This is a genomic window from Enterococcus camelliae, from assembly GCF_042685105.1.
Lineage (GTDB): Bacteria > Bacillota > Bacilli > Lactobacillales > Enterococcaceae > Enterococcus_G > Enterococcus_G camelliae.
In genome coordinates, this window is record NZ_JBHUMO010000013.1 from 100680 (window position 1) to 117494 (window position 16815).

At 33.5% G+C, this 16815-nt stretch carries 12 protein-coding genes; 1 reads left to right on the top strand and 11 read right to left on the bottom strand.

Annotated features, from left to right (window positions below):
* Positions 1 to 2: 2 nt before the first annotated feature.
* Both ACFSR0_RS02830 and ACFSR0_RS02835 read right to left on the bottom strand, forming a co-directional pair.
* Positions 3 to 1160 carry an iron-containing alcohol dehydrogenase gene (locus ACFSR0_RS02830; RefSeq protein ID WP_379979706.1) on the bottom strand — a complete coding sequence of 386 codons (1158 nt, stop codon included), beginning with the start codon at positions 1158 to 1160 and terminating at the stop codon, positions 3 to 5.
* Between the two features lies 1 nt (position 1161).
* Entirely contained in the window at positions 1162 to 2418 is a 1257-nt protein-coding gene (locus tag ACFSR0_RS02835; protein ID WP_379979708.1) for a four-carbon acid sugar kinase family protein, read from the bottom strand.
* A gap of 175 nt (positions 2419 to 2593) precedes the next feature.
* Here ACFSR0_RS02835 and ACFSR0_RS02840 point away from each other — a divergent pair, with 175 nt between their 5' ends.
* Entirely contained in the window at positions 2594 to 4381 is a 1788-nt protein-coding gene (locus ACFSR0_RS02840; protein ID WP_379979712.1) for a sigma-54-dependent Fis family transcriptional regulator, read from the top strand.
* 476 nt (positions 4382 to 4857) lie between these two features.
* On the opposite strand, the gene ACFSR0_RS02845 is transcribed toward ACFSR0_RS02840, so the two are convergent.
* The 9 genes from ACFSR0_RS02845 to ACFSR0_RS02885 all read right to left on the bottom strand — a co-directional run bounded on the left by ACFSR0_RS02845 (position 4858) and on the right by ACFSR0_RS02885 (position 16218).
* Complete coding sequence (locus ACFSR0_RS02845) at positions 4858 to 5526, bottom strand: hypothetical protein (RefSeq protein WP_105195106.1); 669 nt, start codon at positions 5524 to 5526, stop codon at positions 4858 to 4860.
* Between the two features lie 25 nt (positions 5527 to 5551).
* Positions 5552 to 5863 carry a PTS fructose transporter subunit IIB gene (locus ACFSR0_RS02850; RefSeq protein WP_105195105.1) on the bottom strand — a complete coding sequence of 104 codons (312 nt, stop codon included), beginning with the start codon at positions 5861 to 5863 and terminating at the stop codon, positions 5552 to 5554.
* A gap of 21 nt (positions 5864 to 5884) precedes the next feature.
* Positions 5885 to 6331 carry a PTS sugar transporter subunit IIA gene (locus tag ACFSR0_RS02855; RefSeq protein WP_379979716.1) on the bottom strand — a complete coding sequence of 149 codons (447 nt, stop codon included), beginning with the start codon at positions 6329 to 6331 and terminating at the stop codon, positions 5885 to 5887.
* Complete coding sequence (locus ACFSR0_RS02860) at positions 6332 to 8371, bottom strand: BglG family transcription antiterminator (protein WP_379979718.1); 2040 nt, start codon at positions 8369 to 8371, stop codon at positions 6332 to 6334.
* 126 nt (positions 8372 to 8497) lie between these two features.
* Positions 8498 to 13453 carry a GH92 family glycosyl hydrolase gene (locus ACFSR0_RS02865; protein ID WP_379979720.1) on the bottom strand — a complete coding sequence of 1652 codons (4956 nt, stop codon included), beginning with the start codon at positions 13451 to 13453 and terminating at the stop codon, positions 8498 to 8500.
* Between the two features lie 27 nt (positions 13454 to 13480).
* Entirely contained in the window at positions 13481 to 14203 is a 723-nt protein-coding gene (locus ACFSR0_RS02870) for a hypothetical protein (RefSeq protein ID WP_379979722.1), read from the bottom strand.
* 10 nt (positions 14204 to 14213) lie between these two features.
* Positions 14214 to 14738 carry a signal peptidase I gene (locus ACFSR0_RS02875; RefSeq protein ID WP_379979724.1) on the bottom strand — a complete coding sequence of 175 codons (525 nt, stop codon included), beginning with the start codon at positions 14736 to 14738 and terminating at the stop codon, positions 14214 to 14216.
* A gap of 27 nt (positions 14739 to 14765) precedes the next feature.
* Positions 14766 to 15152, bottom strand: a complete 387-nt coding sequence (locus ACFSR0_RS02880; protein WP_379979726.1) for a hypothetical protein — start codon at positions 15150 to 15152, stop codon at positions 14766 to 14768.
* 1 nt (position 15153) lies between these two features.
* On the bottom strand, positions 15154 to 16218 hold the full coding sequence (locus ACFSR0_RS02885) for a PTS fructose transporter subunit EIIC (RefSeq protein WP_379979728.1): 1065 nt from the start codon (positions 16216 to 16218) through the stop codon (positions 15154 to 15156).
* Between the last annotated feature and the right edge of the window lie 597 nt (positions 16219 to 16815).

The following is a 16815-nucleotide window of genomic DNA, read 5'->3' on the forward strand; positions in this document are numbered from 1 at the left end:
AACTACATAATTTGTAAATAGATGTTTCGGGCATCTTCTGGTGTTACTTCACGCTTATTATTCACTAATAGACGAGTAACTTCCATACCTGCAGCGACCAATCCATCCAAGTCTTCCTCAGGGACATTGAATGTTTTTAAACTAGTTGGAATTTCAAGAACTTTAACAATTATTTCTAATTGATTAATCATATATGTTGATTTCTTATCAACAGATAATTCCTTGTCCCCATCTTTCACTACTCGATCATAAGCAACTGCTAATAAATCTTTGATCACTGGTTCATTGAATTTCATGACAGGAGTTAATAAAATGGCATTAGATACGCCATGAGCAATATGATATTTTCCACCAAGCGGATAAGAAAGAGCATGGACGGCCGTAGTACCTGACGCTGTAATTGCAATTCCTGCGTAGAATGAACCCAATAGCATTTTTCGCTTCGCATCCAATGCATCCGGATTAGTACAAGCTTCAATAATATTATTCATGATTAAATCCAAAGCTTCTAAAGCGAACGTATTACTAATTGGATTTGCTTTAGCCGAGGTAAAGCATTCGATAGCATGGCATAAAGCATCAACTCCAGTTGAAGCAGCAATTGGTTTGGGCAAATCTTTTGTCATCCGTCCATCTAAAAGTACAAAATCTGCAATCATTTCAGAATTAACAATCCCAATTTTTAAGTCTTTTTCCGGAACACCAACGATTGCGTTTGGTGTTGCTTCTGCTCCAGTTCCAGCTGTAGAAGGAATCATTAAGCTTGTGACTTGTTTCTTTGCAAGTAGCGGATTTTCTAATAAATCTTTGACTGTATACTCATCAGTTGCCAAAATAGAAGCCAATTTAGCAACATCCATTACTGATCCTCCACCAACTGCAATGATAAAATCTGCCTTTTCTTTTTTGAACTCATCTATCATGGTTTGTGCCTGATGATAATTGGGTTCAGCAGGAATATCAGAAAGAATTGTATAATTGATTCCCTTTTCTTCAATAATTTTAATGGGCACGTCTACCAAGCCCAACTTAAGCAAACCTTTATCAGTAAAAATAACAATTTTTTGAATATCATCACTAAGAATTTCTTCGAGTTGTTCCAATGCATGTTCCCCAGCATGGATATTCTTTGGCATTTTCAAACTATAATCAGTTAACATATCAATTTCCTCCTTTATTTTTCTCTTTATTTGTGCTTAATTCGATGAATAACTTTTCTGAACCAAATCCACCCGATTTTGTTACAACATTTCGGTTAGTTCCTTGCCACTTTATTGTAGATAAAACCACTCCTGGATAGATTTCAGTAATTGGCTGAATCTCCGTCACGCCCAACACATTCATAGATTGATAAAGTGTATCGCCTCCGGTAAATAAAAAGGTGTTTTCTTCATGTCTATGCCACAATTTTTTGGTTAAATTTCCAAGCGATTCGCCAATCTTTATACGACACTCCTCTGTTGACAGGTGATTTTTTTGACCAAAAATTTTGATATCTTTTGTCGTTTTCTTACTAAGTGTTTCGAAAATGACCAAGTCATTGTCTTCCATGAGCGTCAAGTACTCTTTAATTTCTGTTTGTCCTTGATTGCTTTCCCAATACTCAAATTTCAATAATTGCGTAGCATCTAATGAGATGCGCGGAACATAACGCTTTTCTGCATACTCTATTTGTTTCTTAGTAATCGGATTAACACTTCCACAAACGACAACAACTGGTTTTTTCAAAAAATGATTTTCTTTAGCTGAATTGGGAAACAATTGATTTGCCAATACTTTTGCGAATCCAGCACATCCGATTGATATCCCAAGTAAGTTTTTTTGTTTTAGCATTTCGGCTTGCGCTATCATCATTTCATTTGTTTGTGAATCGAAGATATAGATACCCTCTCCTTCATTTAATATTTGATTCTCCCGTATTAATGTTGCCTCAACTCCCGCCTCTAAAAAAAGCCTCTTCAATACATTACTTTCTGTTACCGGTTCATAAGGATCTCTAGCAAACACGCTTTCCGTAACCAATAAATCATCAATATACAAGTTGCCATTAAGCAATATTCGATTTATCTCCGGATATGCAGGAAGAAACGGAATAATATCTTGATCACATGCATCCAATATAGCTTTAACTTCCGCGCTAACATTTCCTCTTAAAGCGGAATCAACTTTTTTGTAAATATAAGCAATTCCCAATTTATTGGCTTCTTCAATAATTTGCTTTATTCTGTTGTATGCCTGATCAAATGAAAGATGGCGACTTTCAGTATTTAAAACTAATACTTCAGCATTCTGCGGGATATTTTCATAAAAAAGCTGTGTATTCGTTGAAACAGTCGTTTTTATTCCTTGATTTGAAAATTGAACTCCTGTGTCTAATGCTCCAGTAAAATCATCCGCAATCACTAATAACTTCAACATTTAATCACCACCTCGTACTTCATGTTTTGATTATAATAGTGAAATTGAACCGATTACATAAAAAAATAAAACAATTTCGTTTCTTTATGAAACAAAATTGTTTTATTTTACTGTTTTTCATTTTTGTATGTTAAAATTGTTCATATATGGAACATTTATATAAGGAGACCTATAGATGGAAAAAAGAATAAAAATATTAGGAATCGCTCCCTATGAAGAATTAAATCATTCGATGCATACAATCGCGAGTCAATACAAAAATGTTGACACCACTATCTACACTGCTGATTTGGTCGAAGGACAACAGTTAGCAACTCAACTTTCCCCGGATGGCTTCGATGCTATCATTTCACGAGGAGGAACTGCAAAGTTGATTCGAAAAGCTGTCACACTACCCGTTATTGATGTCTCACTTTCTGTCTATGACATTCTTCGTGCCATTCGATTAGCAGAAAGTTATACAACTCTCTTTGCTATAGTAGGATACCCCACGATTACTGAAAATGCGCATCTTCTTTGTGAGCTACTCAACTATGATATAGAAATTCACACAATTTCAAGTGAATCAGATGCTGCAGATGTTTTAGATACTTTGGTTGAAAAGGGAAACGAACTAATTCTTTGTGATGCCATTACTAACCGTATTGCTTTAACAAAATCAATCAATACACTCTTGATTACTTCGGGATTCGAAAGCATTCGTCACGCATATGATGAAGCTATTAGTATCATTACCCAATTGGATGAATTGAAAGAACAACGTATGATTCTTGAAGAAGGAATTCATGCTCAAAAGTTGCCAATATTCATTTTTGATCAACAATTCCGCTTACATTTTTCAAGTGTCCCTAGTAACCAGGTTCAAGTCATTTTGCATAGTCTCAAATCAAAACAGGATATTAAATCTACTCATCAGTATTACTCAGTTGAACAAAAAAAATTCTATACACTAAAAATAGTAAGCTATCTTGTCAACCAAAAAAAATTCTATCTGTGTGAGATGAGAGAACATACGTCGTCAGCTATCCAAAAGAGAATAGATGTCATTTACCAGAAAAAAAATGATGTTTTAGATAGACTAAATACAAAAATGATTTTTCCACAATTTATTCCTGAGAACATTAAGAATCAGTTGAAAAAGATGAGTGATCTCTATTCCTCGTATATTATTTTTGGAGAAAAAGGAACAGCAAAAAAAAATATTGCTTATCAGTTGTACCTAAACCAAAAGAAACATACGAATTATTTCATTACCATTGACTGCAACCTTATCACTGACAAGACTTGGAAATATCTGGTCAATGCGACCAACGGCCCTTTTGTAGATACTCACAATACTCTTTTATTTGTAAATATTGAACAATTGGATTTAAAAGGCATAAAAACACTGCTTTCTTATATTGAAATGACAAACGTAGTAAATCACAACACACTCTTATTCACGTTTGATACAAATAGTGAGAACATTAAAAATTTAGATATGCTTACCAATGAATTGCATAGCGCAACTATTTACGCTCCCTCCGTTCGAGAACGAAAAAATGAACTGAATATTTTAACAACTCTTCTAGTTAATAAGCTTAATATTGAGACGAATAAAGAAGTCTTAGGATTTGATCCTGGTGCACGTCAAACACTGCTCTCATTTGACTGGCCAGGGAATTTTAACCAATTGCAAAATGTAATCAAAGAATTAGTTATCCATTCGTCAAGTCATTATATTAGCGAGTACCAAGTTATAGAGCTACTAAATAAAGAACGATTGCTTTACCATTTTCAAGCTATGCAATCAAGCAAAGGAACAGAGCAACCGGTTAATTTCAATCAGCATCCCACGCTTTTAGATTATATAAAGACCATAATCCAACAAGTCTTGAATCAAAATGACGGAAACCAGACAAAAACAGCCGAGCAGCTAGGAATTAGTCGTACAACACTATGGCGGTATTTGAAAGGAGAATAAAAACGAGAAATCCCCTGCAACTTAGCCATGTATAAATAGGGAATGTATTTGTTTGGGCATGTTTTAAAATATTGATTATAAAAGGCACTGAGATATCAAAAAGGCACTCCTTTCTCAATTTTTTGGAAAGGAGTGCCTTTTTTTATATAACGTAGTTTTTTTCAGGCATGACCCATCGCCAACATTTCAGAGCTTCTCAGAAGTAAAACAAGTCAACTTAATCATTGTCTATATTACTTCCCAAAATAGTAGTGGTTTTTTCTTCCCAAATCAAGTATATTGACACTCCCATTTATAAAGTCACAAGATTCAATCCAAAGAATCCTTATCCTTACTTTATACTTTACTATCAAAACGTAACCATTTTGTTCAAAAGGTCTGTAAATTTATAAGTTGTCCTTCTTTGTGATAAATAAGATTGCTAATTAACAGATACTTGATCAATGACCAAAAACATCAATATTTACTATAATATTTTATTTATCTATCTTTCTATCTCTCTTTGAAAAATGCAAATTTATTAAAAGAAAGCTTACTAATAAAAGAATAACACCAACTAAAGTATACTCATCATTCTCACCCAAATTAGGTAATTTAGTTTGATTTCTTTGTGCGTCATTGATACCTTCTTCTTCTTGATGGATTTCTTCGTGTTTATCTTGATTTGGTTGGTTATCATTTGATTTAATAATAAATTGAAAACGATTCATTTTTTTCGTATTTTGAAAACCATTATCCATATTTTTACCAGAGAGCTCAAAATAAGGTGTTAATTGAGCTGTTTCTCCTTGCTTTAAATATACCTCTAACCCTTTAGATATTTCAAATAGTGTATATATTTTTCTCCCTTTTTGAGATTCAAACAGAACTTTTCCTAGAAAAATATCTTTTCTTAAAAATGAATCCTGATTCACAATAGATATTTGAAAGCTAGATTTTTTGCTTTGATTATTGATAACAATTGTATCACTTTTCCATTTCATCCCTGGGTAAGCATTCGCTACGGAGGATGGGATGGCTTTCACCTCTATTTCTGATGGAGCATCTGTTAAGTTAATAACAGCATCTTCAGCCCTTACGGTTGGAACAACTAGGAATAACAGTGAACAAAAGCTGAAACAAAGAAATAATATTTTTTCTTTCATCTTTTTCCTCACCTCCATTGAACCATTAATTTTCAAATTTCAATTTAAGAGCTTTTACTATCGCATCAGATTGCTTAATAAGTGACGAAACTCCTTTTCTTAAACAAGGTTTTCCTTTAAAACGCTCTTGACCTTTAATATCGATATCATTACTTAAAATTACACAAACCGCTTCACTGATATCTTTATCACTCAATTTATTTTCTACTCCCGCACCGCCCTGTGTTTCTATTAAAATCTCTACGCCGTGTTTTTCACCAGCTAATTTTAATGCTTCTGCAGCCATATATGTGTGAGCAACCCCTGATGGGCATGCTGTAACGCCAACTATTTTCATTATTTTGCACTCTCTTCTCTCTTAATTTAGAATATTATTCATCAAATTAAATATAGTTGTTTGATCGCCTTGTCGAAAACTATTGACAAATTCCTCATGCATCAGGTTTCTAGCCAATTGGGAAATTATTTTTAGATGATTACTACTATCTTCTTTAGGTACTGCAATCATGATCAGCAATGTTACTTCTTCTGCTGTTTCCTCGTTCCAAATAATCGGTTCTGATAAACGAGCAATGCTAACAGACGGTGTTTCAACACTATCTGTTTTCCCATGAGGCATCCCTATACCATTTCCAATACTTGTTGGTTCCGTTTGCTCTCTTTCATATACATTTTGAATAAAACTATCTAAATCACTAACTCGATTCGTATCAACAAAACATTGAGCCATTTTTTTTATAACCATATTTTTACTTTTTTCTTTCATATCCAATTGGATACAATTTTTGTCAATAATTGATTTCATCTATCCTATCTTCCTTTCATTTTCTAAGATGACTTCCATTGCTTCTTTAGATGAGCGTGTTCGTTTTAGTTCCTCAATTAATGAGGTACTCTTGGCCATTCTAACTAAAGAAATAAGTGCTGGAATTTGTTCTTGACTATCTTTACTCGCAAGACAGAATACTATATTTACTTTCTTTTCCCCAAAACGTATTTGTTTCCGACTAATTACTATACTGATACCGCTTTGATAGATATGTTTAGAAGGTTTACCATGAAACAACGCAAAGTGTTCATCCGATACTGAGTAATATCCCATTTTTCTGATACCTTCAAAAATTTCTTCACAATATAATTCATCAATATTGCCAGAATTGTAAAGAGTATGACAAGCCAATTGAACAACATCTGTCCAAGATTCACTACCGTCAATAAACGAGATACCATTGTCAACTATCATATCTGAAAACTTGGCAATGACTTCGCGTTTTTCTAATTTAGGGTACCCAAATTCATTTCGGATAATCTCAAGAACACGCGCCCTTTTTTTATCATGAAGAAATTCTAAGCTTTTATTCAGGCTATAATAATGAGATAGTATTTTCTTCCGTGTGATACCATTTGCTATAATGCAATTTACATCTTTCTCGCTCATAATTGGATTAACAACTATAACTGGTCTGCCAACTGGATGCATCCCTAATTCTGTAGTCGAAATAATAAAATCAATACAAGACCAATCGCGATATATTTCTAGTAGATATATTGGTAATACCTCAACTACTTTTATATGAAAATCATTGATTAATGTTTCCTTTAACATTGTGGAAGTACCATAACCATATCCGCATACAAGTAAAATTCTTTTGGGTATTACATCTCTTATGCGACGAATGCTAGCTACAAAATGAATCGTAATATATGTTAATTCCGCATCACTCTTCAGATATTTTAAAATATCAATATCTTTAATAACCTGTGATACAATTTCATATACTTCCAAATCTCTTGTGGTTAGAATATTCATGACATCTTCAGTTATATTGATGTTATCCCTAATACGACGAATAAGGGGTGCCATGTGTAAAATTAGTCCTTTAGCTAAATCAGCATCATCATTAAAATCAATACCCATTTTTTTACTCATTTTATCGATCAATTCAAATGTAATTGTTTCGATCTGAATTGTTAAATCTGAGTCAGCTACTGAATATGAACTTGTATAATTTAGTAAGTAACTCATGTATTCTTTTTGATTATTTGTAAAATTAAGCTTTGTAACACTTTCAATCTCCTCAATGAACTCATTCGTATGAATTTTTGAAAGATGTTTATTTCCTTGTTTAGGTGATTCAAATTGAACATCTTTTTCATGGAGCTTACTCCAAATCACAATCATAACATTTGTAAAGTACCAGCCAAAAGAATCATCTGATAACATGACTTCATTTCTTTTTAAATTCTCTCTTATAACGCTTACAACTTTTTTAATATCAATACCATCATAAGATTTAGAGAAGACTTCTCGTACCAAATTTTCAAAATTGGACTGTGTATTCACAGAAGATACGAACAGACTGTCATAGCATTTCATTGTTTGAAAAAGTAGTTTTACTATTTGATTGATGTTTCCTTCAACTCTATACCCATTTTTATAAGTTAGTGTTAAATCATGATTTAACAGTATTTCATCAACTGCTTTTAAGTCATTTTTTAGCGTAGAACGAGATACCTGCATCTTCGCTGCTAAATGATTTAAGTTTAATAGTTTGGAATGTATCAATAAAATAAATAATAAAAGCTCTATTCGATCATCTTTAGACATTAAAAAATTTTTTCTATCCTGAATGCTTGAAAAATCGAACTGTTCTAAAAAATACTTTCCATCAGTTGTTCTTCTTATCAATGGTAATTTTTTTAAAGAAAAAAAATCATTAATTTTTTCTATATCATATCGAATATATCGTTCATTTATATTTAATTCATTAGAAATCTTGCGAAGCGTTGCCTCATTTTCTTTATCTAAAAAATATAATGTTTTTAGCATTCGCTCAGTTAACAATTAAACTCACCTTTTTCATTTCTTTTTATCGTACGATAGTCCTTCCTTTCTTAATTTTTTTCATAACGATGGCATGCTTTTTATTGTACCCACTTAAAACATGCCATCATCTTTTCAAGTGAAACCTTACTGTGACACTCTTAACGTAAAACTCGTTTTTACTCCATTTGTAGAGATTGCTGTAACTTTGGTAATTCCTGCTTTAACTGCAGTAATCAGTCCGTTTTCATCAACTGTTGCTATACTACTATTTTGACTTTCCCATACGATTTGCTTGTTTGTAGCGTTTTCTGGAGTTACTGTAGCCTTAAGTTGCAATGTATTTCCTTTTTTCATGATGGTAATTGCTGATGTATTAATTGTTACTTTATCAACTGGAATGTCCGTTTCAGCATTCTTTTCAAAATAAAATTGAACTTTCATATCTTTTAATAATTTTTCAATTTTAAAAGAGTTCGCTTCTTTAGATAACTCTTGTTTCTCCCCATTGACCTCCACATAAGCTGGATAATAGCCATCTAGTGGTGCCAATGAATATTGAATAGCATCGCCATACTCAAGTGTATTCGTTCCGGTTGGAGAGACTGTTCCTCCTTCGTTAGCAGAAGTTGTAACATTTATCTTCGTAGCAAAACGGAACCAGTCGACGTTACAAACATATGACTTACCTGTTCCAACAAATTTAAGGTAAATATTTTTAACCCCAGATAGTTGCTTACTTTGCTCATCGGTTAACTGTATACTAGTTGTTTTATACGTTGACCAACCTTCTTGTGCAGTTGGAGGTGTCGCAATGCTAAAGATTGGATTCGTATCTAACGAATCTGCATAAACTTCAACCGTCGCATCATCGCATGTATCCTTTCCTTGTCCAGCATAGCGAATCTCAAAGTAATTTGGTGAATGATTACTGAAGTCGACTGCCCTGTAGCCAGCATTAAAGCCAACTTTTACACCACCAATATTCTGACCATCATTTAGAACATTCCCACTATCATATGTTTCAGCTTCAATTTTTTTATATGCATCTCTCCGATTATTAATCGCATATAAAATATCATCAATAAGTTGAATACCTTTTTGATAATCAGACTCTTGACTTTCAGGGTTAGCTACAATATCTTTCGCTTGCGTGATAACCTGGGTATAATTTGTCTTAAATGATTCATCAAAGCCAGATTGATCTTCTTTTTCTGCAATAGCGATTGCACTTTCTAAATCAGCCTTCGTTACAGTCGTATCAGCATTCCCTAATAATTCAAACTCACTAATGTTTCCTTTTCCTTTAAAATCAATCTTGAAATAACGGTAGGCTTGTTGACGATCTTCAGAAATTGCAAATGGTTTTGTATATTGACTCCATTTAAATGATACGTTATCTCGACTATCTACTGTTTCCCAATTCTTACCATCTGAAGAACCAGAAAGAGTTATGTTATCAAATGTTTGACCATCTGAATTTTTTCCTGAAGTAATGGTATAAATTGTAGGAGTTTGAACTTTCTTAAACTTATACACAACAGATTGATTATTTATAACTGTCTCAGTATCAGAATTATTATCAACTAGTTTATTCGCATCACTGATATCAGTAATCATTAAATCTTTAAATGTTGCTTTATCACTATCCGTTTTCGTAACATTTGATTGTAACATATCTGATTTAACTTTTTGATTTTTATCTTTTGTTAAAGATGTAGGCACATCTTCCTCACCAGAACCCCATTCTTTATTTGGTTCACTCCCCATATCAAATTCAATTGTTCCACCATTCATTAACTGTTCATGAGTTAATGTATTTTTTGTTTGCGATTTCCCATTAACTTTGACATTTTGAACATAAATATTTTTATCTGAATTGTTCGGTGCGCTAATTGTCAAATCCTTACCGTTTTCAAGGTGAACAGTTGCCTTCGTGAATAATGGCGAGCCGATTGCATATTCATTACTTCCTACATTTAATGGATAAATACCTAAAGATGAAAGAATATACCATGCTGACATTTCTCCGTTATCTTCATCTCCAATATATCCTTGACCAAAGTCACTTCCTACATATGCTCGTTTTAAAATATCCCGAACATACTTTTGTGTCTTCCAAGGTTGGCCGGCATAATTATACATATACAGAATATGATGGGAAGGTTGGTTACTATGTCCATACTGTCCTAGTTTAACTTCCCTAGCTTCATACATTTCATGAATATTTCCACCAGTCCATTCACCCGGAGTTGTCAGGATACTATCAATTTTTTCTGCTAAAGCTTCTCGACTTCCATAAAGGTTGACTAGTCCCTGACCATCAAACGGAACTGAAACAGACATATTGTAGGCATTCGTTTCTGTATAATCATGTGCCCAACTCGTAGGATCAAAATTGCTGTCTGACCAACTCCACTCACCATTAGTTGTTTTCCCTTTAAACCAGCTATTTGCCGCCGTATCTTTTTTGTCAAATAAAAGTTGATAGTTTAATGCACGATTATAGAAATAAGCTGCTTCGTCAGTGTGTCCTAGTTTCTCTGCCATTCTAGCGATACCATAATCATTAATATAGCCTTCCATCGACCAAGAAAATCCATGACTATCTTTATCATAAGGAACATAACCAATGAAATTAGAGATATTCAATTGATTTCTTCCGCCACCTGTTAGATTTTGAGAAACAACTGAAGCATTTTTTACCGCTGAAAGGTATGCATTTTCTTGATCAAAATTTGTATTTTTTGAAATTGCATCAGCAAAGATGATATCTGAGCTTGTCCCAACCATACTATTTGTTCCACCTGGAGCTATCCATCTTGGAACCCAAGTATTGTCATCATAATGTTGCACTAAACCATTCAACATTTCTTCATATTTTTTTGGTGATAAAATTGAATACGCTGACCAAGCTGTACGATAAGTATCCCAAAAACCATTATTACTATACAATATTCCATCCGTTTCTTTACCTGAATATGGACTAGAATATTTCCAAACTGGTTTTTCATTTGTTCCTGTATTTTCTGAATATTTATTTGGATAAGCTAGTAAGCGATACATGCTTGAATAAAGAGTTGTTAATTGATTTTCAGTTGCTCCTTCTACATCAATTGCATCGAGTTGTTTATCCCAAGTTGTTTGTGTCACTTCTTTTAAATCTTTGAAGTTTGTATCAGCTAATTCGAGCGCATGATTTTTTTTAGCCTGATCCGCACTGATAAATGAAGTCGCTACTTTCATCTCAACATTTTTTACATCCGAACCAAAGCTAACGATTGCTTGTTTTCCATTTACAACCTTGTTCGTTTGGATTGTTTGATCAAATGTTCCATATACATACATTCTTGTCATACCATTACTTGTATGATCAGTATAGCCTGAGAATGAATTAGTTGCAGGGTCTATTGTTATTTGACCATTTGCTCGAACGCTATCAAAAATGACATTATGCTTCTTCGCTTTATCATTAAATGTAAATTGGGTGATTGATCCATGTTCGCTTGGTGTCAGGGCTAAGCTAGTTCCTTCGGCAGGACTATCATCAGCAAAATCAACCTTGTATAAGTGTGCTTTAGCTGTTTCATTATCATGACTAAATTCTGATGCGACTTTATCCGTACTTATTTGAGAACCATCACTAACACTATCAGCATCAATTGAAGAATTGACCATAAATTGCCATGTTCCACGATCTCCCACCCAATAAGAAGGCTCATGACTGACTGTCATATGCTGGAATTTTTCTCCATTGTTTTGCTGATAATCGTATAATTTATTATTATCTGAATTTGTTACTGGTGCCCAAAAATTAAACCCATGTGGAGTAGTTACAGCGGGTGCAGTTAATCCTCTTGAAAAACTAGGTGAATCATTGGTTCCTCTTAAAATGTTAACATAATCGGATTTTCGATCATTTTTTTTGACGGTATAATTTGATATTTCAATATCATCAAAATATGCTGCAAATGCCTTTTGAGCATTTTGGTCGCTATCATGGAAACCAACAACGATTTTATCAATCGTTTTACCGTTTGCATATTTCCCAATGTCTGAACTTATTTTGTTCCACTGCTGATACAATAATGTCCTTGATTTTCCTTGATTTTCAGGTGTTAGCGTATTTCCATTTTGATCTAAAGGAGCTAAATCACTTAAATAAGTTCCATCTGTAAATTGTAAATCTATAGCTACATGCATAGACATATAACTGTAATCATATTCACCTTTTTGATCTGGAAAGACAACATATGACAAATGTGTATTCTTTTCTACTGGAATATTAACATCAAAAATGTCATTATAAGAATAACTTTCCCCAGCTATAGTCTGCTCTCCTTCAATTTTTAAAGCTTTTTTCCCTGTCCAACCAACATTTTTTTGCTGATTAATTGAAGTACTTGGACCATTAGATACTATGCTACTCATAATCTCTAATTTATCGTTATTAGAACTAGAATCATCTGCTGCATTTCCTGTTGCAATATCAAACTCTGAAAACTGAGTCATATTATCACCATTATTTTGTGTAATATTCAGTTTAAAGTATTTATAAGCCACATCATTTTTAAAATTAAAATTCTTCTCCTGAAGTCTTCCTGACCAGGTTTGATTGGACTGTGTATCTAACAAAACCCAATTTTTTCCATCTGAGCTACCATAAAATTCCCAATTTTTTGGATCACGACCACTAGCATCATCGCCAGAAGTAATACTATAACTATTTATGATTTTTTCTTGTTTCAAAGAAAATGATACCCATACAGGCAGTGAATCTCTTGATAACCACTTAGTACCTAAATCGTTATCAAATATTTTCCCTTTGCTTTCCTTCTCACCATTATCACTACTACCTTGAATAGTTGCAGTGTCTACTAAGTTTGTGACATTTCCAGTCAATAGTTGTGAAATGGTATTTGACATACTTTTCGAACCTTTGGTGCTTTTGGTAGTATTTAAAAAGTTTTTAGTCTCGGTGTCTTCAAAAGAATTATGAAACAACACTTTTTTATCAATTACTTCTGCATTTGCTTTCAAAGTAAACAAGGTACTCCCACTTATCAAAATCATTGCTAGCAAAGCCATTTTCGTTTTCTTCATTTTCGTTATCCCCACTTTCCGATATAACTACTTACTTTTGCTATTTTTTTCCAATATTTCATTGAGTCTTTGCATAGCACGATTATTTACAGCGGCATAACTTCTGGCTGATCGAGTTGTTGAATCTGACATGCCAACAAGTTCATCTAATTGAACATTTAAAACATCTTTCATCGCGCCTTCCATTACTTGAGTTGCTGAAAGTTGGCTTCCAACTTTAATTTCTGATTCTTGGTATCGGTTATCCATCGATGGTCCATCAAAATCAGCGTTTACTGTTACATGAACACTGGCACCTGAATCTAATAAAACATATTTATTTTTTGCCCCATCTTCAAACCAATATGCACCTTCAATATCATCATATTTTCCACTAGTCGGCGTAAAGCTCATTTGGATAGCATTAGGATCCATATCTTCAAAAGTTTGATTTTCAGAACTAATCGCATTTCCGTCTCCATCATATTTAAATTTAATTTTTGAATCATTAACAATTTTTACAAAAGTAGGTAGTGAGCCGGTGTTAGAAATAACTCCCGTCACCTCAGCATTTCCGCCAGGCTCATAACCAATCACTTCGTCATCTGATAAAGGTGTAAAATTTGCAGAAATATTCAAACTACCCATCTTAATTGTCTGCTCCACATTTACTTTTGCTGTAAACCAGGCGTAACTAATACCAATGGTTGTCAATAAAAATGCCAAACACACCATAAAAATTTTCTTCTTTGTCGTGAATAATTTTTTCATTTTAATTCTCCTATTCATCTTTTTTTCTGATTCTAATAAAAATTGTCAAGCCCACAACTATTAATGAAGCACTAATCAATCCAGAAGGTGTTTGCAAAAAAAGGAACATATACCCTAACAATGGAATTGTTAATACAACTTTTCCCAATAATTTTTTTTCATTTACTCTGTCTTGATCAGAAACATTATTTGCATCACCTTTCGTAATAAGATACAAGTGATTGTCCCCTATCTTTTTTTTAAGTACTCGATGAGTGACAACTTCTCCATTCGTAGCTTTGTATGAAACAATATCATTCACGTTTATTTTTTTTATATTCTCATTCACTGAGATGACAATACTACCTATGAGGATTGAAGGTTCCATACTTCCACTAACAACAGATCTGATTTGTATCGGCATTTCGAAATTCGAATTTCTTAGCTTTCCAGAGAGAGCACTTAAAACTAGCATGCTCAAAACTAGATAGAAGCAAACGTTACCAATTATTTCAAAAAATTTTTTCATGATGCTATAGAACTTAGTGCTTGCCAACTTCGCTCTCCCCTTTCTTCAAATTCTTTATTGCCCGCTCTCATTTTCTTGATTCGTAGTTGTTGTTGCAGTCTCACTAGTTAATTCACTAGTTGTTTCCAAAGTTTCTTGACCTGTACTTACGTCCTTGCTCGAGGTTATTTTGTTTGAGTCATTCGATGTATTTTGTTTGTTTGTAGCACTTCCCGATAAATTATTTTCATCATTTTTCGTTCTTTCTTGCAGCTTGGTAGTCTGCTTATCAATTATTGCCGGTGTAGTCTGCATGCTGTTTTTTTTAATAGTAAAGTAACCAATATCCACTTTTTCATTATCTGTATAATAGAAATAGGCAAAAACTGTAGCAGGAACTTCGAAAAGCATTCCTCCTAGCAAAATGGTTAAACTTAAAAAGCAAACAACATTTTTTTTCATGTTAAAGATTCTCCAATTCAATTTCCACAACTTCATCTATATCAGAAGTTAAATTATTTTCTAAATCATCAACATTTTCTTTCTTTAAAGCATTAACCAATAAAGCCGTTGCAAATGCACCTATTAGGATAGATACAACATAGCCAATTCTACCTTCGACTACTGGTAAAACAATAATGCCCCCCCAAGGAGCATGGTTTATAACACCCATTAAGAATGCAGATACATTACCAATAATGCCGCCAACTACGATTGATGGAATTACTCGCAAAGGATCATTTGCCGCAAACGGAATAGCACCTTCTGTGATACCTACACATCCCATTAAAATTGCAGCTTTACCAGCTTCTTTCTCTTCGGTATTATATTTCTTTGGACTTAAGAAAGTGGCTAATCCTAATCCAATAGGTGGAACACAAATTGCAACACCCACTCCACCCATTAACCATGGAACCGTATCAACTTGAGTTTGAGCAAATAAAGTAGCAACTTTGTTTACTGGTCCTCCCATATCAAATGCTGTCATTCCACCTAAAATGGCACCCAATGGAATTTTTCCTGCTTCTCCCATTGAATTAAGCCAAGAAGTAAGTCCAGTCATTACAGCAGCAATTGGTGTACCAATTCCCCAAACAATAATGGCACCTGTAAGTAAAGTACCCACTAAAGGATATAAGAAAATTGAACCTAAAGATTTCAATGAAATCGGCAATTTAATCCGTTTTAATTGAAATACAATAATACCTGCTAAAAAGCCGGCCAGTATTCCTCCTAAAAAGCCAGCGCCGACTTGTCCTGCTAAGTAAGCCCCAATCATCCCAGGAGCCAAGCCAGGTTTATCAGCAATAGAATAAGCAATATATCCACCTAAAACCGGAACAAATAATGACAAACCTCCTAGACCAATTTGAGCTAAGCCAGCAAGCCAACCCTCAGTTGGTGTAGAAGGGGTACTATTCATCATAACAGCAAGTGAAAAAATAATTCCTCCAGCAACAATGAACGGAATCATATGCGATGTTCCTGTTAAAAGATGCTTCTTAACCTCATGCAGTTTTTCTTTCATTCTCAAATCTCCTCCAAACTTTTTATGGTACAACATCAGATTACGACAAAGAATGCGGTTTCACAATTTACAATAATTGTTAGTAGCGTTTACAAATTTTATCCATACCCACTATTCCCATTGGTTTCTACGTTTCCTTAATTGCCTACAAACCGTGTTATAATAAATAAAATATTTTTTATTCAAAGCTTTAATTGACAAAAAAGCCTCCTTTCTTTTATAGTAAAGACGCTTAAAACAAAAAAGAAAAGAGTGCTTCTAAAGACTTGTCTATCATTAAAATCAAATTATATTGCATCCAATTAAGCTTATTTCACTTACAATTAACTTATTCAACCCCTAAATTTTTAATGTTAACATGGCTTCCTCTTTATGCAATATATAAATAAATAATCTCCATATTTCCGTAAGACGGCAATATGGAGATTATTTATTATTCATTGATTAAAAAGATCATTATATTTCTAAAAAAACATTTGAAATAATAATAGATCCTGAATAATCCACAGTATTTAACAGTAACCCTTGTAAACCCTTCTGCTTGAACAGTTTTTGCAAATTATTTTTTTCACCCTTTGGGTGTAAAAAAGGGCACTC